Source organism: Pokkaliibacter plantistimulans (assembly GCF_003194385.1).
GTDB lineage: Bacteria > Pseudomonadota > Gammaproteobacteria > Pseudomonadales > Balneatricaceae > Pokkaliibacter > Pokkaliibacter plantistimulans.
The window spans coordinates 1-21,973 of the sequence record NZ_LAPT01000088.1; the positions used below are offsets into that span (position 1 = coordinate 1).

13 protein-coding genes are annotated in these 21,973 nt (G+C 57.6%); 4 read left to right on the forward strand and 9 right to left on the reverse strand.

The genetic code is table 11. The features are described from left to right. Positions 1–333: 333 nt before the first annotated feature. Positions 334–4,098, forward strand: coding sequence for a hypothetical protein (locus WH50_RS26385; protein ID WP_165838462.1), 3,765 nt, complete (start codon positions 334–336; stop codon positions 4,096–4,098). A gap of 468 nt (positions 4,099–4,566) precedes the next feature. Here WH50_RS26385 and WH50_RS17680 read toward each other — a convergent pair whose 3' ends face one another. From WH50_RS17680 to fdhA, 6 genes are all read right to left on the reverse strand, one after another. Continuing rightward, on the reverse strand, positions 4,567–5,484 hold the full coding sequence (locus WH50_RS17680) for a LuxR C-terminal-related transcriptional regulator (RefSeq protein WP_110188633.1): 918 nt from the start codon (positions 5,482–5,484) through the stop codon (positions 4,567–4,569). A 256-nt stretch (positions 5,485–5,740) separates the two neighbouring features. Next, positions 5,741–7,024 carry an NAD(P)/FAD-dependent oxidoreductase gene (locus tag WH50_RS17685; RefSeq protein ID WP_110188635.1) on the reverse strand — a complete coding sequence of 428 codons (1,284 nt, stop codon included), beginning with the start codon at positions 7,022–7,024 and terminating at the stop codon, positions 5,741–5,743. Between the two features lie 146 nt (positions 7,025–7,170). Further along, complete coding sequence (locus WH50_RS17690) at positions 7,171–9,420, reverse strand: cation:proton antiporter (RefSeq protein WP_110188637.1); 2,250 nt, start codon at positions 9,418–9,420, stop codon at positions 7,171–7,173. 134 nt (positions 9,421–9,554) lie between these two features. Continuing rightward, positions 9,555–10,343, reverse strand: coding sequence for a 2-keto-4-pentenoate hydratase (locus WH50_RS17695; protein WP_110188639.1), 789 nt, complete (start codon positions 10,341–10,343; stop codon positions 9,555–9,557). Positions 10,344–10,392: 49 nt separating this feature from the next. Continuing rightward, positions 10,393–11,070, reverse strand: coding sequence for a DUF7847 domain-containing protein (locus WH50_RS17700; protein WP_110188641.1), 678 nt, complete (start codon positions 11,068–11,070; stop codon positions 10,393–10,395). A 506-nt stretch (positions 11,071–11,576) separates the two neighbouring features. Then, positions 11,577–12,773 carry a formaldehyde dehydrogenase, glutathione-independent gene (gene fdhA / locus WH50_RS17705; protein ID WP_110188643.1) on the reverse strand — a complete coding sequence of 399 codons (1,197 nt, stop codon included), beginning with the start codon at positions 12,771–12,773 and terminating at the stop codon, positions 11,577–11,579. Between the two features lie 332 nt (positions 12,774–13,105). Here fdhA and WH50_RS17710 point away from each other — a divergent pair, with 332 nt between their 5' ends. The 3 genes from WH50_RS17710 (at position 13,106) to gbdR (ending at position 16,858) form a co-directional block, all read left to right on the forward strand. Beyond that, positions 13,106–14,485 carry an L-serine ammonia-lyase gene (locus tag WH50_RS17710; RefSeq protein WP_110188645.1) on the forward strand — a complete coding sequence of 460 codons (1,380 nt, stop codon included), beginning with the start codon at positions 13,106–13,108 and terminating at the stop codon, positions 14,483–14,485. A gap of 101 nt (positions 14,486–14,586) precedes the next feature. Further along, positions 14,587–15,453 (forward strand): formyltetrahydrofolate deformylase, encoded by an 867-nt coding sequence (purU, locus tag WH50_RS17715; RefSeq protein WP_110188647.1) that lies wholly within the window; start codon positions 14,587–14,589, stop codon positions 15,451–15,453. A 292-nt stretch (positions 15,454–15,745) separates the two neighbouring features. After that, a complete protein-coding gene (gbdR, locus tag WH50_RS17720) occupies positions 15,746–16,858 on the forward strand; it encodes a choline metabolism transcriptional regulator GbdR (protein WP_110188649.1) in 1,113 nt (370 codons plus the stop codon). A gap of 107 nt (positions 16,859–16,965) precedes the next feature. Here the strand turns inward: gbdR and WH50_RS17725 are convergent, their stop codons facing one another. The 3 genes from WH50_RS17725 to WH50_RS17735 form a co-directional block, all read right to left on the reverse strand. Next, positions 16,966–18,954 (reverse strand): methyl-accepting chemotaxis protein, encoded by a 1,989-nt coding sequence (locus WH50_RS17725; RefSeq protein ID WP_110188651.1) that lies wholly within the window; start codon positions 18,952–18,954, stop codon positions 16,966–16,968. A gap of 461 nt (positions 18,955–19,415) precedes the next feature. Then, positions 19,416–20,402: an inositol 2-dehydrogenase gene (gene iolG, locus WH50_RS17730; RefSeq protein WP_104156608.1), complete on the reverse strand. Its 987-nt coding sequence runs from the start codon at positions 20,400–20,402 to the stop codon at positions 19,416–19,418. 193 nt (positions 20,403–20,595) lie between these two features. After that, on the reverse strand, positions 20,596–21,483 hold the full coding sequence (locus tag WH50_RS17735) for a MurR/RpiR family transcriptional regulator (RefSeq protein ID WP_110188653.1): 888 nt from the start codon (positions 21,481–21,483) through the stop codon (positions 20,596–20,598). Positions 21,484–21,973: the final 490 nt, after the last annotated feature.

Here is a 21,973-nt window from a genome sequence, read left to right on the forward strand (position 1 = left end):
CAACGCGCGCGTTACGCGTGGCCTACAAGTCGCGAGGTTGCCCGCAGCAGCTGATGTTTCACTCTGACCAGTGTTGCGGCGACCGGTTGAATCCGCCTAGCCTTTCTCGGTCACTAACGCGGCGGCCTCCAGCTTGAACTCTGGAGTAAAGGACTGACGACGTTTGCTCATAAACAAGGCACCTCACTGAGCGCGTTAGAATAACGCTTTACTGAGAGTCCGAAATCATTTAGCTACTACAGTTTCCTTCTGGCGAGCGTTAGAGTCGCTTCTGCAAGGGGGGGGCATGCCGTCTCGGCCACCACCGCTGCGCCATGTGAAAGGAGAAAAACATTGAAGTGGATCAGTGCGCTTGAACTAGGGCAGTGGGCCGACACCCTCCAAGGCAGGGATAAAGTTCCCGAACTGGTGGCTGAACTCATCTGGGCAACCGCCTCCCGGGTGCGCCGGCTTCGTTTTTTGCACGGAGACATGGGGCAAGTTCGAGGCTTTGATGGCTATCTCGACGTCGATGCAACATCCCCGTTCGTGCCCGACGGAAAGTCGATTTGGGAGTTCGGAACCAACGGTGCCGGCAAAACCAAGGCCGAAGGTGACTACAGCAAACGCACCGAAGAGGTCACTGCTGACGATCGTGCTGAGTGCACCTTAGTCATCGTTTCGCCCAGGACATGGGACACGCCACAGGTAAAAGTTGAGGACTGGCTTGATGAAAAAAACGAGCTAGGTGAGTGGAAGCGCGTCGTCTATCTTGATGGCCCGTTGCTGGAGGATTGGCTTGCGCAAAGCCCGGCAGTCGCCTCGCGTTGGGCACGGCATGCATTCAGACGCGCCCCCCAACACGGAGTGCTCAGCACGGATGAGTTCTGGGAGTCCTTTTCCCGTCGCTTCGAACCTGCACTAGTCGAAGATGTTCTACTCGCCGGGCGCGAATTTCAGGCAGAAGACTTGTTGCGAAACCTAGCCCAAGGAAGTGGGCGACTGGCGTTTGCCGCAGACACTACAGATGAGGTCATCGCCTTTGCGGTCGCAGCTATCCGCAAAGCGCCCGAGCTGGTGCGCAAGCCGCTGGAAGCACGTACATTGATCGTTGAGACGGAGGAAGCCGCTCGACACCTAGTTAACACGAGCAACCTTATCTACTTGCCCAGACTGGCCGCGCGCAGCTGTGTTGGAATCCTGAAGACTTCGGGGCCAACAGTGATAAGTGCCGGAGCAGAGGACAAGAAGAGCGATCATGTAGAACTGGCACGCCCCACCAGTACTCAGCTTGGCAAAGCGTTCACCGGCATGGGTATGTCTGAAAGCGAAGGGTATAACGCTGCGCGTGCCTGTGGTCGCAGTCTGGCGGTCTTGGCTCGCCAGAAGCCAAGTGGTACCGCTGAATTGCCCTCGTGGGTCGGCGATGCTGACGCGCTGATACCGGCCATGCTGGCGGGAGCGTGGGTCTGCGATGTTGAACATGATCAACAAGTCCTTAGCTCGCTCAGCCAGAAACCTTATGACGAAGCCGAGGACGAACTGCTCAGATTCCTAGCCATGCAGGATTCGCCCATCGAGCGCATTGAGAATTTGTGGGCCACCAAAGCTCCAGTCGATGCGTTTCTACACCTTGCCGATCGGGTTGGGCGCCGGCACCTGGAACAGTTTAAAGCGGCTCTGAACGCCGTTTTCCAGAGCGCTGTGGCGTCGCACAAACCACCCACTGCAGACGAACCCTTCCTGCTACTCAGCAAACGCGACCGGGATACTTCTCATAGCGAACAGCTCAGAAACGGGCTGATGACTACGCTGCTACACATGGCCGTTCTGCATAGACATGCCGGATTCACAGTTGCCGGAAGCAATCCGCAAGCCTTTGTAGACGACTTGGTCAGATCGATTCCTGGCCTATCAAGCGACTCCACGTTGATGGCCAGTCTGAGCCAGAATCTCGTGCTACTTGCAGAGGCATCTCCAGGCCCTTTTCTTGAGGCCCTCGAGCGTCAGCTTGAGGGCGCCTCGCCGAGCATCTTGCCCATTTTCGACGAGCATCCTGGAATGCTCACGCCAGTCACATACCACTGCGGATTGTTGTGGGCGCTGGAAGTGATCGCTTGGGATGCGAACTACTTTGAGCGGGCAGTGCTGTGCCTGGCCAAGCTTGCGGCGATCGATCCGGGCGGCAAGTTAAGCAACCGTCCTATCAATAGCCTGCGCGCTATCTTCCTCTCTTGGGTGCCGAGCACTTCTGTGAGGACGAAGCGTCGGCTGGCCGTTCTGCAATCCACCGTGAACACTGTCCCGAGCATTGCTTGGCCGCTCCTCGTCAGCTTGCTTCCCAGATCAGGGGATACCAGCTCGCCAACCGAAAAGCCGAAATTTCGGGAGTATGGGCAGGATCACGGTGAAACCCTGACTTATGGTTTGGTCTGGGAGAGCGAGGCCAAGATCATTGCGCTGGCGATCGAAGCTGCAGACTCGCTGCCAGAGCGCTGGATCACGTTGATTGAATCATTGCATAGCTTCCAGCAGGATCCATTCGAGTCCGCTGTCGAGCGGCTCGGCGAGGTGTTGAGCGTCGCCGACGTTGATAACCGAACGCAAATCTGGAAGGCCTTGAATGTGCAGGTCAAGCATCACCAGAAGTATTCGAACGCAAATTGGGCGATGTCGGTGGAGCGGATTGAACGCTTGATGCCGCTGATCGACCAGTACGCACCCGATACGCTGGTAGAAAAGCATACTTGGTTGTTTGATGACTGGGCGCCACCTGTGGACGGCATTGATGATGAAGGTGCCGATTTTGTCCAGCTCGTTGAAAATGCCCGCTTGCAGGCCATGACGGCGGTGCGTGAGATGCTCGGCGTTCAGGGCGTCCTGCAGCTGGCGGGCCGCGCTAAGATTTCGCACTTCGTGATTTACTCCGCTTTGCGTCTTGAGCTGTCCTACGACGAACTCCTTGCGTTGTTCACAGGACTGCTTGCGAGTGCAGTGCAGGAGCGTGAACTCGCAGCTGGAGCAGTTATGGCGGACGGGATCGTACGCTTCGAGGATAGGTGGAAAGAGGAGGTTCGCTCGGCTCTTCTGGGCAGTGGCCTGCCTTCTGACTGTGTAGCTAGGGTGATGGAGCGTATCCCAGAGGATAGGCAGACATGGCTGTACGTCGAATCCTTTGGCAATGAGGTAGCACGAGCTTATTGGACTGAAAAATCACCATACCCGCTCGAAGTGAGCACCGATGAGCTGCTCTATGCAGTGGGAAAATACCGAGAGATTGGACGTCCTGTCGCCGCCTTGAGCGCCGTATCCTGTAGACTCGGTGAGATTCCGACAGAGGAAGTCGTGTCGCTGTTGATGGACGGCGTTGCAGAGCAAAACGCCAAGACTGGTGCTCGGCTGGCCACAGGTTTCTTTGACATTGAAAAGGTCATCAGAGAGTTGGCCGAGCGACCGGACGTGACGCCGGAACAAATGGCGAGCCTGGAGTTTGCCTACCTACCTATGCTGCGCCATGACCCTAAAGCTTTGCATCGAATGCTGCTTGAGCAGCCGAGCTTCTTCATGCAGATGGTATGTCTGGTTTTCAGGGCTAAGGGGGCAGAGGCAGTGGAAGCCTCTGCATTGCAGAAGAGCCGTGCCACTACTGCGTATCAATTGCTGAAAAGCTTGAAGTCCCTGCCAGGTCAGACGGATCAAGAGGTTAATCAGGATACCTTGCTGGCGTGGTGCCTTGAGCTCCGATGCCTGGCAGCGGAACAGAATCGTCAGGACATTACCGATCAGCTGATCGGTCAAGTACTGGCGCATGCGCCAATGAGCCCTACGGATGGTGCCTGGCCACACGAAGCCGTTCGGCATGTCATCGAGACGATCGCTTCTTCGCATGTAGAGCTTGGGATTCGAATCGAAAGGGTCAACATGCGAGGCGTGTTCTGCAAAGCGTTCGGAGAGGGTGGTGACCAGGAGCGGAGCTTGGCTCAACAAGCACAAGAATGGGCGCAGGCGTCGTTGGACTTCGTACGTACCCATGCAATGCTCGAGCTTATTGCGCAATCGTGGCTGGAAGATGCTGAACATGCAGACACGATGGCCGCGCAGGAAGCGCTGCGTCATTGATCCGCAGTATGCGCGTTGCCAAAATGGTCAGGAGCCAGATCTGCTCCTGATCAATCCAAGTCGGGGCGGATTACCTCATCGGTTATCGCTTGTTGCAGGATATAGCACGACAGTACGTCTGTTACCGCTAAGCCAAACAACGGTTTCGACCAGATTATCTCGAAGGAACGTCGCTTGTTGAGCAGTGATCACCTGCTAAGGGGGAGAGCAGGTGATCACTGCTCATCGGGAAAAACAGTCAAGTGACCGCTTTTAGCCAGAATTGGTTAGTTTCGCAGTGACCTGAGCTGGCTGTTCGCGAAGCATTAAGGTATCTACGAACTAAAGGCAATTAAAGCTCTTAGTCACATAAAGAAATAGCAGCGCTTTGCCGGGCTTATCCGTCTTACACTGCGAAATTACTGGCTGAGGTTTTTCGTGATAGTAGTGCAGATGAGTTGGCAATCTAGGAATGGCAGCTTCCTACCTTCAGCCCTGCCTTGTCTGCAAAGCACTCTCCAATACGCCTGGTGATTTCGACAGCGTTCCCATCGCCATTACGTTCTCCGCAAGCATCGAATGATCTGTACTCAGCGGTAAACCGCCCTCCAGACACTTCAGATGATCCAGAAACAGCGTAAAGATCTCCGATTGCGTGGAGGTATTGAGCCGGGTGTGGATGTTCTTGCGATGGACCTTCACCGTGCCGGGGCTGATGTGCAGGCGCTCTGCGATGGCTTTGGTGGAGTAGCCCTGTAGGATCAGCCCGGTGATCTCCTGCTCGCGGCGGGTCAGCAGGCCCTGTCCGAAACTGCTCAGGGCCTGTTTCATCGAGCCTTCGGCCCGCTCATAGCGGACAAACTCCTTGGCCTGTGCCTGCCAGAACTGGCGCACCAGCGCTTCCACTACCGGAAACACCTGCTGCAGCGTCTTCATCTCCCGTCGGTTGATACCGCCCAGTGCCGATTTGCGCCCCAGTGACAGGGCGCAGGTCACCTTGGTATCCAGCTGAATCACCAGATTGATCTCATCGATCAGGTCGAAGTTCTTGTAGCAGCTCTGATAGTACTCGCTGGCCTCGAACGAGTCGGGCGCAATGTCCTTCAACCGGCAGACGCCAGCAGGCAGTTGCTGACGAATGGCGTTGAACAGCGGATCAAGCACATACGCCTGATCCAGATAAGTGCGCAGGGTGGCGCTGTGCTCAGCAGGATCACTGGGGTGGAGAATGATGGGCTTGTACGCGGCCTTGTAGGTCACCATCAGGATGGTGTCGAAGTCACACAGCGTTTGCAGGAACTCTTCCAGTATCTGGGGAAAGGTGCGCAGATGAATGTGATCAATCAGTCGGGCCAGTTCATGCTGGCAGGGGAGCGAGGTACTGGCCTGAGCGCGTCTCAATGTCATGTTTTATCAACCTTTACCCGCATTCAGCGAGCCATGTACTGGTCTTGAGTCTGATTCAATGGCTTGATTTTGTGATCACAATTAATTGATGTCAAATAGATTTACTACCGCATCTTGCAGGCAGCGGCTGTTGTGATTGCGGAGTAACAGAGATGGATGCAGTGCATTAAAGACGGGGAGGATGGGGCTGTGGAGGGTATGCCGGGGTGGCAAAGCCACCGCTGAGGCCACAGCCTGCAGCGGTGGAAGGGGGAAATCAGATACCCAGTTTGTCGCGCAGTGAGTAGTACCAGGCTCCCATGGCTGTAAAGGGAATACGGAACGCACGGCCGCCGGGGAAGGGATACTGCGGCAGACCTGCAAAGACGTCGAAGCGTTCTGCCTGCCCGGCAATGGCATCCGACAGCACCCGACCTGCCAGATGGGTGCAGGTCAGACCATGGCCGCTGTAGCCCTGAGCGTAATAGATATTGCCATTGATGCGGCCAAACTGTGGCAGGCGCATCAGCGTCAGGAGGAAGTTGCCGGTCCAGGCGTAGTCAACTTTGACGCCTTTCAGCTGCGGGAAGGTGGTCAGCATCTTGGGCACGATCAGTGACTCGATGCGGCCGGGATCGCGGGCGCCGTAGGTGACGCCACCGCCGTAGATCAGACGACCATCACCGGACAGACGGAAGTAGTCGAGCAGGTAGTTGCAGTCTTCCACGCAGTGATCATGAGGCAGCAGCTGACGTTGCTGTGCTTCACTCAGCGGCGCCGTCGCGATGACTTGCGTGCCACAGGGCATGGCTTTCTGTTCCAGCTCCGGCAGCAGGCCCTGCATATAGGCATTCCCGGCGACCACCACAAAGTCGGCAGTGACGGAACCCTGTGCGGTCATTACTTTGGCGCGTGAGCCCTGAACAATATTGATGACTTTGGCATCTTCATAGATCACCCCGCCCAGCGACTCAAAGGCGGCGGCTTCACCCAGCGCCAGATTCAGCGGGTGGAAGTGACCGCCTGAGTTATCCAGCAAGGCGCCGACATAACGCTCGGTGCCGATATAGTGGCGGGTATCACTGGCTGACAGCAGTTCCAGTGCCTTGTGGCCATGGGCTTCCCACAGTGCTTTCTTGTCTTCCAGTTCGCGAAACTGTTTGGCATTGCAGGCGGCGAAAATACCACCGGGTTTGAGATCACAATTTATCTCATATCTGGCCACCAGCGACTTGATGATCTCACCGCCTTCAAAGGCCATCTTGCCCATCTGGCGGCCGACTTCCTGGCCATAATTGCGTTCAATGAAATCGATGTCGCGGCTGTAGCTGTGAACGATCTGTCCACCGTTGCGGCCAGAGGCGCCAAAACCAATGCGACTGCCTTCCAGCATGATGACCTTGTAGCCGCGTTCGGCCAGATGCAGGGCTGTGGACAGGCCGGTGAAGCCAGCTCCAATCACACAGACATCGGCACTGGCTTCGCCCTGCAGGCTGGGGCGCAGGCGGGTGTCATTGGCTGACGCCGCATAGTAGGACGTGGTGTGGGTTGGCTTTGACATACTGAACCTCGGTCTGAAGTGCCCTTACCGGGGCGAGCAAGGTGCCAGAATGAGCGCCTCATTCTGGCTACGATCCGTTGTACGATACCTTTACTTTCCGCTGACGCCTATACCCATCAGGGGATAGTGTGATCACATATTGCGGTTCAGGCTTCAGCTTCGCCAGTATTTCGTGGCGGGTTGACGGTCAGTTTGGCCAGTTCTGCTTCTGCCGCTACCGAGGTGAGTGAAGGGGCATCGCTTTTGGCCACAGGCGCCGGGCTGCTTTCTTCATCGCTGGTGGGTTGTGTGCTGGCAGCAGGTTTGGGCTGGAAGGTGTGGGCATGCAGGTCAGGGCGTTCAACGCCATCACGCCAGGCACTGTCCAGCGCTTTCTGCACCCAGTTATATACCTCGCGTGAAATCACCTGCTCGGCGACCATTTCCTCCAGTGCTGCGCGACCTTTGCGCAACGCAAACAGCCACAGCAGACGGCGTTCCAGCAAGTCGGTGAACTGCCCAAACTGGGTGCGGGTCTGGCGTAAATCCTGATCCACCAGTTCGATACGGGCAGCCAGTACGCTGTCGAGAATCCCGGCCATACGCTCGCCCAGCAAGGGATTCAGCCTGCTGGCGTTGTAATAGCGCAGGCGCTCCAGCACCACCCGGCGACAGATCATCAGCTCATAGTGATCCGCCAGTGCTGAGGCCAGTGGCCCTTTCCAGCGGCCATAGCGATACAGCCACACCGCCAGTCGGTAGCTGAGGGTCGGTTTGAGAATGCGACGGGCCGCACGGTTATAGCCGATACGGCCGTTAGTGCGGGCCTCATCAATCATCTTGCCGGTATTGCGCAGCATGGCATCCAGATTGGCGACGCCGATGATGCCGCTGCCGTAGTCACGAATCAGCTCATGCTCACGGGCAGCCAGGGTGACCAGCCCAATCGCCAGACGTTCGCGGTCAGGCAGTGCCGCATCGAGATCCAGTGCGCTGGACGCCAGATGGGCGCGATAGCGCTGGTTGACCTCGGTGGCGATGTGCGGGTCGATATGGAAGGTGCTGGCGATGCGTTTGACGGTGGCTTCCACATCCAGCGTCGACAGCTCTATGGCCTGCTGTTGCAGCGCCTGCTCCTGCGGGCTGAGTTTGTCCAGCCCTAGTTTTCGGATCACCGTACGCAGGCTGGAGCCGTTGACCAGCAAACTGAACAGCACAAAGCTGGTGGCCATGATGGCGATAAAGTGGCGGCTGTTCTCCGGCAGGCTGCTGTTTTCCGCCATGCCCATGGCCAGTACCAGGGTGACGGCGCCACGCAGGCCACCCCAGGTGATCGCCAGTTTGTAGGTATGGCTGATGGGCTCACTGAGGCGCAGGGCGCTGAGCAGCGGCAGGAACAGATACAGCACGGCCAGTCGTGCCAGCAGGGCCGCCAGCACCGCCACCAGCAGATAGCCGACATCGGCCCAGTTCATACCGCTCAGCATCTGCGGCACCCGCACCGAGGCCAGCAGGAAGACGATGGCTCCGGCGATGCTGGCAATCTGCGCCCACACCAGCTGCAGATGGTTCCAGTTATGGCGCGACAGGCGTGCGTGCGACAGGCCGTTGATCACCAGCGCCGTGACGACCACTGCCACGACGCCGGAGACGCCCAGCACTTCGTTACCAAACAGAAATACCGGATAAGGAATGGCCAGCGTAAACGCGGTTTCCGCCAGCGCAATTTCGCCCAGTAGCGGCAGGATAAAAGCGGTGATGCGACCGACAATCAACCCCAGGAGCACGCCACCACCGAAGGAAACGCTCAGGCTGCTGAGCCCGGATTCCCATGAGAGCGGCACGCTGGGATCGCTGATCATGGCCATCAGCACGGTGACCAGGGCGATGGCGGCGGCATCGTTCAGCAGGCTTTCCCCTTCGACCAGCCGGATCAGCCGCCCCGGTGCCCCCACTTCGCGAAAGATACCCACAACGGCCGACGGGTCCGTCGTTGCCACGATGGCTCCTATCAGCAGACACACCGGCCAGCCGTAGGGTGACAGCCCGCCCAGTGCCAGCCCGATCAGGCCGGTCGCGACAATCACCGCCACCACGGCCAGCAGCAGAATGGGGGCGGCGTCCTGCATCATGCTGCGCACATCAACGGTCAGCGCGACCTGAAACAGCAGTGGCGGCAGGAATATCCACAGGTAGGCATCGGCAGGCAGGTTGGGATTAACCAGCGGTTCGACAAAGAAGTGGGCAAAGCCCGGTGCCACGGTATTGACGGCGACATAGCTGGTGCCGACCAGAATACCGAGTATGCACAGCAGGGTGGATTCAGGGACTGCCAGACGGGCAGCGACAACCTGGGAGGCGGCCACCATGGCCAGCAGGCATCCCAACAAGACGAGCAACTCGATGAGTAGGAACATGTGCAGAGCCGACTAGCGAAACGAACAGGGAAGGAGGAACAGGTGCGGGCGCTATTATCGCCTGCCGGCTGAGCGCTGTCAGGCTCGGCAGGGTATTTCAGGAGCAGAAATGCTCAGGCTGATAAAACGCCTGATCAGGCACTGATCTGCATGGTGGCTTCACCGATACCGGGGAAGTTGACGCGTACCGAGTCGCCAGCCTTGACCTGCAGCGAGCCCATCCAGCTGCCGGTAGTGATGATATCGCCTTTGCGTAGCCCCTGCTGACGGCGGATCAGGTGGTTCAGCGTCCAGGGCATCAGCAGCCAGGGGTCACCCAGCGCATGGCTGCCGGTCTTGCTGATCTTGAGTTCGTCGTTGATCCACACTTCGACTGCCTGCGCAGGCAGATTCAGCGCCTGCCAGTCGCTGACTTCGGTGCCGATGACAAAGGCGCCGTTGACGGCATTGTCCGCCAGCCCCCAGAACGGAGCAGGGGACTGCCAGTCCTGCAGGCGGCTGTCGATGGTTTCGATCACAACGTGTGCCGCATCGATAGCAGCCCGCAGTTCTTCCTCGCTGTAATCACTGTCGCGTAGCGGCAGGTCGCTACCCAGACGATAGGCGATCTCTGCTTCAGCGCCGATCAGCTGATAATCCGCCATGGACAGCGTAGCGCCGGTCGGGAACACACGGGCAGGCCAGATGGGGGCGACAGTGGGGGTGACATCGATACTGCCGGTGCCGCTTTTCCAGGCGCCGGTGCGTTGTCCCTGCTGTTCCCACAGCCGGGCAGACACGCGCTGCTGGATCGCATAGGCGTCGGCTTCGGTCAGGCCGGGCAGCGTGCTGGAGGTCAGCCACTGTTTATCTTTACGTGCTTGCAGCAGCTGTTGGGCCAGGGTGTCGAGCAGATCAGAAGGCAGAGTTGGAGCGCTAGTCATAGTCGTATCCAGTGAGGTCGCTGCCCCGGCAGGGGCGGTCGGGGAGGTATCACACCTGAATATTGGTGTTGTCCATTTCTTCTTCCGCCAGCGTGAAGTGGCGGAACAGGAACACCGTCGTGAAGATGGTGGTGTAGACGGAAATCACATTGCTCAGCAGCAGGGCGGGCAGATCCCAGCCGGCGCTGGTCAGGGTATGCAGAAGGATGATCGAAACCAGTGCAACCGGAATGGTGATCGCCAGCAGTCCGACAAAAATATCAATCTTGTTGTCAGAGGTCTGGTGCCAGCTTGAGGTGATGCTGCTGGTCAGGCTCTTGCGACGACAGACGATGTTGAAGTCAATAAAGGACATCCGCAGGAAGATCAGGATACCGGGCAGGACAAACGCCAGCAGCCCCGCCGCCGTAGCCAGACCGTGCACCAGATAACCGAGAAACAGGGTGCTCCAAAGCGGAAAGGGCACGTTCAGCTCATCAGGCATGCTGCCATTGCGGCCGGTGCGGATAGCGAAATGCAGATAGCGGATCAGCTTGGCCATGAAGTAGGGGTAGATCACTAAGGCAAAAATGGTCTGCAGCTTGTGCAGCAATGGCGAGCTGGGATTGGCCATGGCCACAACGAAATCGGCCAGCATCAACAGCGCCAGATAGGGCAGCATCACCTTGTTGATACTGGTGAAGTTTCTGCGGGTGAAGTACAGCGCTTCCGAAATGGGTTCCAGCATAGTGTCATGTGGCCTTTATTCGACGGTCCTTATCCGATCAGTGGAAGTGTATCGGCAGGGAATGACGGGTGGATTGCAGATTTGTTGCAAGCCTAACCAAAGGTGAGACCGATTTCTATATGCGGCAGCGCATGGTGACAGGTATTACAGCGACGGTAACAGACAGGGGCTGACCCGTGTTGTCACAGGGCCGGGAAATGTCTGAGCGAGCATGGATAAAGTGGGGCAATGGCGCTGCTCATTGGCCATTGCCCCGGGTGGAGCCGGTAGTGCGTTTAACAGGTCGTTGAAAATCTATCTGCGTTGCCGAATACCGCGTCAAAAACAGGCTCACAGCCAAAGGCTGAACGTGCTTTAGCACGGCCCCGAAGGGGCGAGCGGAGCGAGTCAAATGCTCATTTAGTCCACTAAACTCCGCTTTTTCGCCTGTTTCTTGTGCCCTCGGGGTATTTCCTTGTCTCGGCTGCCTCGATAACGTTTTTCAACAGCCTGTTAGCGGTTTACGATCAGGCAACCATGCCGTGCGGATCAATCACGAATTTCTTCGCTGCGCCGCCATCGAAGTCAGCGTAGCCGTTGGGCGCCTCATCAAGGGTGATGACTTTCACATTCACGGCATCGGCAATCTTGATCTTGTTGAACAGGATTGCCTGCATCAGTGGCCGGTGATACTTCATGACCGGGCACTGGCCGGTGTGGAATGAGTGGGACTTAGCCCAGCCCAGACCAAAGCGCATGCTCAGTGCACCCTGTTTGGCCGCCTCATCAATCGCACCCGGATCTTCGGTAACGTACAGCCCGGGAATACCAATCTGGCCACCGGCACGGGTCATCTGCATGGCAGAGTTGAGTACGGTCGCGGGGGCTTCCTTGTGGTGGTTACAGCCGCAGGCATGGGCTTCAAAACCTACGCAGTCGACAAAGGCATCGACTTCGCGCTCGCCCAGAATGGCTTCCAGCTTGTCGGCCATGTCACCTTCTTCGGTCAGGTCGATGGTTTCGCAACCAAAGCTGCGTGCCTGTTCCAGACGCTGGGCATTCATATCACCGACGATGACGCAGGCAGCGCCCAGCAGTTGTGCCGAGGCTGCGGCGGCCAGACCCACCGGGCCCGCACCGGCGATGTAAACGGTTGAGCCGGGGCCAACGCCTGCGGTGACGCAGCCGTGGAAGCCGGTCGGCAGAATGTCGGAGAGCAGCGTCAGATCACGGATTTTTTCCAGTGCCTGATCTTTGTCGGGGAATTTCAGCAGGTTGAAGTCGGCATAGGGCACCATGACGAATTCCGCCTGACCACCGACCCAGCCGCCCATGTCGACGTAACCATAAGCCGCACCAGGGCGGGCCGGGTTAACGTTCAGGCAGATGCCGGTTTTGCCTTCCTTACAGTTACGGCAGCGGCCGCAGGCAATGTTGAAGGGGACAGAGACCACATCGCCGACCTTGAGAAACTCCACATCACTGCCGCATTCAATAATCTGCCCGGTAATTTCATGGCCGAGTACCAGACCGGCAGGGGCGGTCGTGCGTCCGCGCACCATGTGCTGGTCGCTACCGCAGATATTGGTGGTGATGACTTTGAGAATGACGCCGTGGTTGCACAGACGTTTACCCAGCGACAGGGTGGGGAACTCGATGCTGCTGACTTCTACTTTTCCAGGGCCCTGATAGACGACCCCACGGTTAGCGTGATTTGAACACATGCCTTAGCTCCTTGTTGTTTTAGCTGGCGGTGTGATGCGAAGAGATGCGTCCGATCTGGGAGTGTGTGCATTCCCTAGGGCCGGGTCGCACACCGCAGTCTTCCGCTGGCCAGTCTAGGCAGTTCAAAACGTCAGCAGTTGTCTGAATGGGGCCTCGACATATCCGAGAAAGACATTCTTGAGCGGGCACGATACATCGCGCGGTTTAAGCTAACCCCATGTCGTCTACTGACATGAGCTGCGGTAGGGAGGCACAGATAATGGAGCATTGCCGCTCGTAAAAACGTTGCCGAGTTGGCCGGTTCTGGTCGGCGGCAGAATAGAGGTGAATCATGTCTATCAGCGTCTTTGATCTGTTCAAAATCGGCATCGGTCCTTCCAGCTCCCATACCGTTGGCCCCATGCGGGCGGCGGCTGACTTTGCCGACGCCGTGCGTCAGCAGGGTCTGGTGCAGGATGTGCAGCGGCTGGAAATCCACTTGTATGGCTCACTCAGTTCCACCGGCCGTGGCCATGCCACCGACCGCGCAGTGCTGATGGGGCTGATGGGCGAACGCCCCGACACCATCAATCCCGATGCCATCGAGCCCAGCATGCGTACGATTATTGAACGGCGCGAGCTGGCTTTGGCGGGGCAGTGGCCTGTCGCTTTTGACTATGCCACTGATCTGATCTTTATCGACGAGCCGTTGCCCTATCATCCCAATGGCATGAGCATTGTGGCCTATGGTGCGGGCGATCAGACGCTCTATGCCAATACCTATTACTCTATCGGTGGCGGCTTTGTATTGGATGAGGCCCAGGTTGCCTCTGGTGCGGGGGCAACGGACGACAAGGCACTGCCTTATCCTTTCACTACCGGCGCCGAGCTGCTGCGCCTGTGTGAGCTGCACGGCCTGCGTGTCAGCCGTCTGATGATGGAGAACGAGAAGGTCTGGCGCAGTGAGGCAGAAATCCGCAGCGGCCTGATGTCCATCTGGCAGGCGATGAAAGCCTGTGTTGATCGTGGCCTGCATCAGCAGGGTATTTTGCCCGGCGGTCTTAACGTCAAGCGCCGTGCGGCCAAGCTGCATGCCTCACTACGTGCCGCCAGCGGTGGCAACATCATCAGCAGTACCCTCAATGCCATGGACTGGGTCAACCTCTATGCGCTGGCGGTCAATGAGGAGAACGCAGCCGGTGGCCGCATGGTAACGGCGCCCACCAATGGTGCTGCCGGTATCATCCCGGCGGTGCTGCACTACTACATGAGCTTCAAACCCAGCGCGCAGGATGAAGATGTGATCGAGTTCATGCTGGCCGCTGCAGCGGTGGGTATTCTCTGCAAAATCAATGCGTCCATCTCCGGGGCCGAAGTGGGCTGTCAGGGTGAGGTCGGCTCAGCATGTGCCATGGCAGCAGCAGGTCTGACCGAAGTGATGGGCGGTACCCCTGAGCAGGTGGAGAACGCCGCTGAGATCGGTCTTGAGCACAACCTGGGTCTGACCTGTGATCCGGTGGGCGGGCTGGTACAGGTGCCCTGTATCGAGCGCAACGCCATTGCCGCGATGAAGGCGATCAATGCCACCCAGCTGGCGCTGCGCGGTGATGGCAGCCACTTTATTTCTCTCGACAAGGTCATTCGCACCATGCGTGAAACCGGTCGCGACATGCAGGACAAGTACAAGGAAACCTCCAAGGGAGGGCTGGCGGTCAACGCCATCGAATGTTGATGAATACCTTCTCGGCGTCTTGAACGCTGAGGCTGAATTCACCATCGGCATAATAATAAAAGCCGGCGCCCGGCGTCGGCATGCAGCAAGAGGAAACGGCTATGCAGCCAGAAAGCAACACCTGGATCCTGACCGCCCACTGCGAAAGCCGCCTGGGTACGGTCGATGCGCTGACCGCCTATCTGCGTCGCACCGGTAATTACATTACCGAACTGAACTCCTTTGATGACCGTCTGGCCAGCCGTTTCTTCATTCGTGCAGTGTTTCGCAGCAGTGACAGCCAGTTTGACGAGCAGGCATTTCGCGAAGGGTTTGCCGAGCAGGCCGAACCCTTTGCCATGGAGTGGAGCCTGACTCCGGTTCATCATCGCACCAAGGTGGTGATCATGGTGTCCAAATACGATCACTGCCTGAATGATCTGCTGTACCGTTACCGCACTGGCCACCTGCCGATCGAGATTCCGGCCATCATTTCCAATCACCCCGACCTGCGCGGACTGGCCGACTGGCATGGCATTCCTTACTACCATTTCCCCATCACCCCTGAGACCAAGCTGAAGCAGGAGAATCAGGTGTGGGACTGCATTCAGCAGGCCGGGGCGGAACTGGTGGTGTTGGCCCGCTATATGCAGGTACTTTCCCCGGCTATGTGTGAACGACTGGACGGCTGGGCCATCAACATCCATCACTCTCTGCTTCCCGGATTCAAGGGCGCGCGCCCCTACCATCAGGCCTATGAAAAAGGCGTCAAGCTGGTAGGTGCAACGGCTCATTATGTGAATAACGCCCTTGATGAAGGGCCGATTATCACGCAGGGAGTACAGGCGGTGGACCATGCCCACTATCCGGAGGATTTGGTAGCCAAGGGGCAGGATATCGAATGTATCACGCTGGCCAGAGCGGTGAGTTACCACATTGAGAAGCGTGTATTCCTGCACGGGAACCGTACTGTGGTATTCCCAAGCTAAGCAGAGCTTGCCCTGCAGTGAAGCAGGCGGTTACGGTGAGGTAATTGCTGCTGCACTGAAGGATTGCATTCGAACTAAACAAGGTTAAATTGGTTGTTCGGGTGGTGTTCAACAAAGCCGCCTTTCACCTCAGCCCCTAAATCGCTGCCGCCTGGGAAACCACGGCACAAGCTGAAAATAACAACAACACGGCCACAGGTGCAGTGCACCTGACACAGAGGGAACACATGGACGGGTACCGACTCCCGGCGCAATGGTTCCTGCAAGATCGTGATTGGGGAGACCAGATAAGATGACCGCAACACCCTATAACCGTGGCAATCAGCCCACTACCCGTGCACTGGGCTTCCTGCTGCTGGACCATTTCACCATGATTTCTCTGGCATCGGCCATTGAGCCGCTGCGCATGGCTAACCAGCTTTCCGGCAAGGAGCTGTATCGCTGGCACACCCTCAGCCTGGATGGTAAAGCCGTCTCTGCCAGTGATGGTATTCAGGTCAACCCCGACGCCAGCATTCAGGACCATCCTTCCCATGACACCCTCATTGTCTGTGGCGGCGTCAACATTACTCGCAGCTATACCCGCCAGCATCTGCAATGGCTGCAGTTACAGGCGCGCAAAGGCATCACCCTGGGCGCCATCTGTACCGGCAGTTATGTGCTGGGCGCGGCGGGGGTACTGGACAATTACGAGTGCAGCATTCACTGGGAAACCATCTCGACCCTGAAAGAGGCGTTCCCCAAGATCAATACCACCAACCGTGTTTTCACCCATGACCGCGACCGCCTGACCTGCACCGGTGGCGTCGCTCCCATGGACATGATGCTGAGCCTGATCCAGCGCCAGCATGGCCATGCGCTGGCAGGGGCGATTTCCGAAATGTTCATGTATGAGCGTATTCGCAGCACTGAAGATCAGCAGCGTATTCCCCTGCGTCATATGCTTGGTACAGCACAGCCCAAACTGGTCGAGATCGTGATGCTGATGGAAGCCAATCTGGAAGAGCCCATCGGGCTGGATGAGCTGGCCAGCTATGTAGATGTATCGCGTCGCCAGTTAGAACGTCTGTTCCAAAAATACCTTGACTGCTCCCCCTCACGTTACTATCTGAAACTCCGCCTCAATCGTGCCCACCAGCTGCTGAAGCAGACCTCCATGTCAATCATTGAAGTGGCTGCTGCCTGTGGATTTGTCTCCACGCCGCACTTCAGCAAGTCCTACCGGGAATTTTTTGGTGTGCCGCCTCGTGATGCCCGTCACGTGGTACAGCGTCATCAGTCACAGGCGCTGACCGGCAAGCTCAATGGCATTGGTCTGGAGCACCGTGAGTTTGCAGCCAACGCCATGCTGGCATTGTCAGAGGCTCAGGCAGAACCTACCTATGGCTCTGTTGCAGTGAACTGAAGCCTGCCAGCAAGAGCTTAAACGGATATAGAAAGGCCGGAGTGATAAGTCATCACTCCGGCCTTTTTATATTGATCAGCGGGATGTCAGTTTATGTTGCTGTCAGGTTAAAAGTGGAAATAGCCCAGCAGTTGCTTCTGCTGTCTGGCCATCTGCATCAGTACCTGACCGCTGCTGGCGGTTTGTTCCGCACCACTGGCAGTGTGTTCGGTGTAATCGTTGATATGGTTGATGCTGCGGCTGATTTCCTGCGCGGTTGAGCTTTGCTGCTCGGTGGCGCTGGCAATCTGGATATTCATCTCGCGAATAACCTGAATCGCCTGATCCATGTCTTCCAGCGCCTGTTCAGCATGGCCGGCGGCGCCCACACATTGCTCCGTTTTGCTCTGGCTGGTCTGCATGACGGTCACCACTTCTTTGGTCATCGCCTGCATCTGCTCAATCATTTGCTGAATTTCACCCGTCGAACTTTGGGTACGGGTCGCCAGAGAGCGCACCTCATCGGCGACGACCGCAAAGCCACGGCCCTGTTCACCCGCTCGCGCTGCTTCGATGGCCGCATTCAGCGCCAGCAGGTTGGTCTGCTCGGCAATATTGCGGATGGCATCAATGATGCTGTCGATCTTCTGGCTGTAACCATCCAGACGGCTGGTCACCTCATAGGCATGCTGAATCTGTTCGGCCTGTCCGCGGATGTTGCTGACAGTCTCCTCGATACTGCTGCGCATTTCCTGACGCAGGCGATCACTGCTGGTGACGGCCTCCAGCGTGTCCTGAGCACGATGGGCCACTTCCTGCACCGAAGCTTCCATTTCGGTCATAGCCGAGGCAGTGGAGGTCAGTTGTACTTTCTGCTCGTTGACGGCCTGCGTGGTGGTGTTACTGATCTGGGCGTTGCTCTCTGATGACTGCGCCAGCGTATCGGCAGAGTTGGCCAGCTCGCTCAGGGTGCGGCTCAGGGTCTGATTGAGTTCATTCAGATAGCGGCCAAGCTCGGCAAACTCATCCTTGCTGGTGCTGTTGAACTGCACACGCAGATCGCCCTTGGTCATCTTGATCAGGGCGTCACGGAAGCGTGCCAGCGGGCGCTTGATGCTGAAGGCGACCCACAGGCCGATCAGCAGGGCGACGGCAATGGCAAATAGCGCGATGCCCAGCAGAATGCTTTCACTGGTGGTGATGGTCTGATGTGCCTGCTGCTTGGCCTGATCCAGCGTAGCCAGGGTGGCGCTGCTGAACTGGCCGATGGTGTCCAGCGTGGCCTTGATGGCTGTTGATGCGGCAGTGGTCTGGCTATCAATCTGGCTGGCCAGATCAACTTGTTTGACGAACAGCTGGAACAGGCCATTGGCATCACCGGCGCTGGTGATGATGGGGTTGGCCATGATGGCGGCAGACTTGGCCTTGTCGCTGTCGACGGTCGCGAGCTGATCAAGGCGCTGCTTGATCGTGCGGTCCTGATACTTCACCGCCCGGGTCAGGCGCTTGACGTCCTGATTGATCTGGAAGGCCTTATAGCCACTGACCACCTTGCTGACTTCGCGCAACAGGCCCGCGGCCTGATTCTGGGCATTGCCAGTGGGGTTATCAGCAATGAACTTGTTGAGGAACTCCACCAGCTGATCACCCTTGGTCATGACATCTTCCTGCTGGGCCTTGATCTGCTGGTCGACGCTGAGTTTTTGCAGGTGCAGTTCGGTCAGCTGGCTGGCGAGCTGGACATAGCCTTCGGTAGAAGAGCTGATCTGCGCCAGCAAGTCCGTCAGCGAACTGTCTGTGTTGCTGCCAAGCAGAGGGGGAATCTGTCCCAGCTGGGTCTGCAGCGTCTGAATATTGCCATCAAAGCTGCTTTTGCCTGCGTTGACCTCATCGCTGTTGCGATTGATCAGCAGTCCGAGCAAATCCTGGTTGGCGCGCAGCAGCGTCGCATTCATATCACTGGCGGCCTGGTTCAGGGGCAGGGTTTCACCGGTTACCATATCCAGCTTGCTGCTGACGCCGTGGATGCCTTTATAGCTGGTGGCGACGATGGTGAGTAGCAAAAGAACGAGCAGGGTAAACCCACCGATGACGCGTTGCAGGATGCTCAGAGGCATGATGCGATCCTCATTTCTGCGCTGCGGGGTCTCCAGGCATGTCTGGGTGATGCGTGGTTTAGCCAGCAGCTAGTTTTTATTATCAATATCGAGGTTCTTGCTGGAGTTCAGAGCAACTCCGGTATTCAGTATTCGCGTTGCCCGCACCTTTTTTGGGGGGGGCTGTCCGGTCAGGGCTGTCTCACCAGGTTTTAATACCGCTGAATGGTCCGCAGGGCCTTTGCAGTTCCTGCTTTAATTCATGCCTTCCTGCTGCTGATCTGCGTGATGACGTTTGCCACCCGGGTGCGAAAGGCCATCCTGACCAGTAAAGAGTTTAGCTAACAAATACGCGGTGCTGTGCGTCTGCGTGACGCGCAAAGATGACAGCTACACAACGCATGACTCCGTGTGCTATCCCGGTTTGCTGCCATGCCTGTGCAGACTGGGTGGTCTGTTAATCACAGACCACCCTTGCAGCGTTACAGTTTTACCGCTTTGCCTGTTTCCAGAGAGGCAATGCAGGCCTCTGCTAGTTCCAGCGCACGAATACCATCACGGATGCCGGTCAGCGGGGTGCTGCCCGACACTATGGCATCGACAAAGTCCTGCAGCTCATTGCGGTAGGCATCGGCGTAGCGCTCCAGAAAGAAATGCAGTGGCTTGTCGCTGACCACGCCTGGCTCACCGGCAAAGGTAACGGTGGTGGGAGTGTGGTTACCGGCCTGCAGCATGCCCTGGCTGCCGAACACTTCGATACGCTGGTCGTAACCATAAACGGCGCGGCGGCTGTTGCTGATCTGGCACATACGGCCGCTGGCGGTCTTCAGTGTCACCATGGCGGAGTCCACATCGCCTGCTGCGCCAATGGCGGGGTCGACCAGATTGCTGGCAGTGGCGAACACCTCAACGGGCTCCTCGCCCAGCAGCCAGCGGGCGATGTCCAGATCATGAATCATCATGTCACGGAACAGACCACCGGAAACTTTGATGTAGCTGACGGGGGGCGGGCTGGGGTCACGGCTGGTGATGATGACCTGTTCCAGATTGCCAATCTTGCCATTGCTCATGGCCTGCTGCAGGGCACGGAAACTGGGGTCGTAGCGACGGTTGAAGCCCAGTGAGCAGGGTACGCCGGCGGCGTTGACGATAGTCTCGCAGCTGCGGGCACGTTCCAGATCCAGATCGACAGGCTTCTCACAGAAAATGGCTTTGCCTGCTTTGGCCGACGCTTCGATCAGATCAGCATGGGTGTCGGTTGAGCTGGCGATGATGACAGCATTGACGGCCGGGTCCGCCAGCGCTTCTTCTACTGAGGTGACGGTGGCACCGAGTTCAGCTGCCAGCTGGGCGGCAAACTGCTGGTTGACGTCAACCACGTAGCGGATGCGTGCCTGTGGATGTGCAGCGACATTGCGGCCATGAATGGAGCCGATGCGACCGGCGCCAAATAAGACGAACTCAAGCATGTTGTTCTCCGTAATTCCGGCGAGGCCGGGTCAAAGTGATGCGAATCAGTGAAGCGTCAGCGGGCTGGGCTTCGTTATTGTTCTTGTTTGGCCAGACCGGTGGTGGCCGGTCTGGGATTCTTGTCAGGGAGGCTGTCGCCAGGCAGAGCACAGCGCTCCCTGTTGTTCGCTGTAACGTTCGGTCTGAACCCTGTCAGGTCTGTGCGGGGGGATCGAAACGCCCGGAGGATCTGCCTTCCTGTTGCTCCAGTTTGTAGGCCAGACTGATGGCCAGTGTCTGTGCCAGACACAGCGTGGAGGTCAGCGAGCGGAAGCCGCGTACATCGGCTTCCTTGATATCGAAATAGACTTTGGCCAGCGGCACCAGCGGGCTCAGCTTGGAGTCGGTGATGGCAATGATCGGCACCTTACGTTCGTGGGCACGATGCACCACGCTGCTGGTTTCAGCGGCATAGGGGCTGTAACTGATGGCTACCAGCACGTCCCCTTCGCCCAGCACACTGGCCTGTTCTTCCAGCATGCCGCCGTTACCGTCGATCATGTGTACCCGGCGGTCGATATGGCGCAGGGCGTAGACCAGATAACTGGCGACCGCGAAGGAGCGGCGCAGACCGACCACATGGACAGCCTGAGCACTGGCCAGCAACTCAACCGCTTCATCCAGTTGCCGGGCGCTGATCATGTCAGGCAGATGCTCCATCGACAGGCTGTTGCCCTGTACGAATTCCTGCAGGATGGTGTTGCTGTTGACCACGCTGCTGCTGTCGCTCTGCTTCAGCAGGCGCACCCGTTCACCATAGCTGGTGGTATGTTCCACCAGTTTCTGGCGGAACAGGCTCTGCATTTCACTGAAACCGCTGTAGCCGAATGCCGAAGCGAAACGCACCAGCGTGGAGGGGTGAACCCCGGCCTGATCAGCGATCACGGCCACGGTGTCGAGTGCCACGGTATTGGGATGTTCCAGCACGAAGCGTGCTACTTGCTGCAAGCGCTTGCTCAGCTGCTCATGGCGCTGAGTAATGCACTCCTGCAACTCCTGAAGAGTGGCGGGAGCCTGATTGTTTGAGGGAGGAGTATCCATCGCTGCCTACTTGTTATGGTGGGCAGATCGGGCTGCCCGTTTATTCTTCGCTGTTGTCACCAGATTTGCCTGGCGGGTGACAAACAGCACACCCTGGTGGCGCTATGTCTCCTTGCGCGGAATTACGTCGTTCCGTTGTCAGAACGTGTTTACGCTCTGCTGCGCGTTGGCCAGGCGGCGTTGAAAAGCCCTTCGGAATGCTCATTTACGCTAAGTAAACTCCGCTTCCTCAGTGTTATCGCCTTGTCTGGCTCTCGCTCGCGAGATCGTGAATACGTTCCAGGCCCTCATGCGGTGAGGAGGCTGTCACGGGGGTAGTGGTCTTCGCCAAACTGACCCGTGCTGGCCGTTGTTGCGATCTTGCCTGGTATTGCTGCTCTCAAAGGTGAGCGTGTTACGGAGAAGATCGCATCTTAACCCTTACATCGAATCAGACAAATCCCCTGCAGTGCACGTCCTGTCTGGTATCCAGCCTCATAAATGAGTGGGG

Coding starts and splice junctions, on each gene's coding strand:
- WH50_RS17680 (WP_110188633.1), bottom strand. CDS start 5,484: ATGACATTGAGACGCGCTCAGGCCAGTACCTCGCTCCCCTGCCAGCAT.
- purU (WP_110188647.1), top strand. CDS start 14,587: ATGCAGCCAGAAAGCAACACCTGGATCCTGACCGCCCACTGCGAAAGC.
- WH50_RS17695 (WP_110188639.1), bottom strand. CDS start 10,343: ATGACTAGCGCTCCAACTCTGCCTTCTGATCTGCTCGACACCCTGGCC.
- WH50_RS17685 (WP_110188635.1), bottom strand. CDS start 7,024: ATGTCAAAGCCAACCCACACCACGTCCTACTATGCGGCGTCAGCCAAT.
- WH50_RS17725 (WP_110188651.1), bottom strand. CDS start 18,954: ATGCCTCTGAGCATCCTGCAACGCGTCATCGGTGGGTTTACCCTGCTC.
- iolG (WP_104156608.1), bottom strand. CDS start 20,402: ATGCTTGAGTTCGTCTTATTTGGCGCCGGTCGCATCGGCTCCATTCAT.
- WH50_RS17690 (WP_110188637.1), bottom strand. CDS start 9,420: ATGTTCCTACTCATCGAGTTGCTCGTCTTGTTGGGATGCCTGCTGGCC.
- gbdR (WP_110188649.1), top strand. CDS start 15,746: ATGACCGCAACACCCTATAACCGTGGCAATCAGCCCACTACCCGTGCA.
- WH50_RS17735 (WP_110188653.1), bottom strand. CDS start 21,483: ATGGATACTCCTCCCTCAAACAATCAGGCTCCCGCCACTCTTCAGGAG.
- WH50_RS17710 (WP_110188645.1), top strand. CDS start 13,106: ATGTCTATCAGCGTCTTTGATCTGTTCAAAATCGGCATCGGTCCTTCC.
- WH50_RS17700 (WP_110188641.1), bottom strand. CDS start 11,070: ATGCTGGAACCCATTTCGGAAGCGCTGTACTTCACCCGCAGAAACTTC.
- fdhA (WP_110188643.1), bottom strand. CDS start 12,773: ATGTGTTCAAATCACGCTAACCGTGGGGTCGTCTATCAGGGCCCTGGA.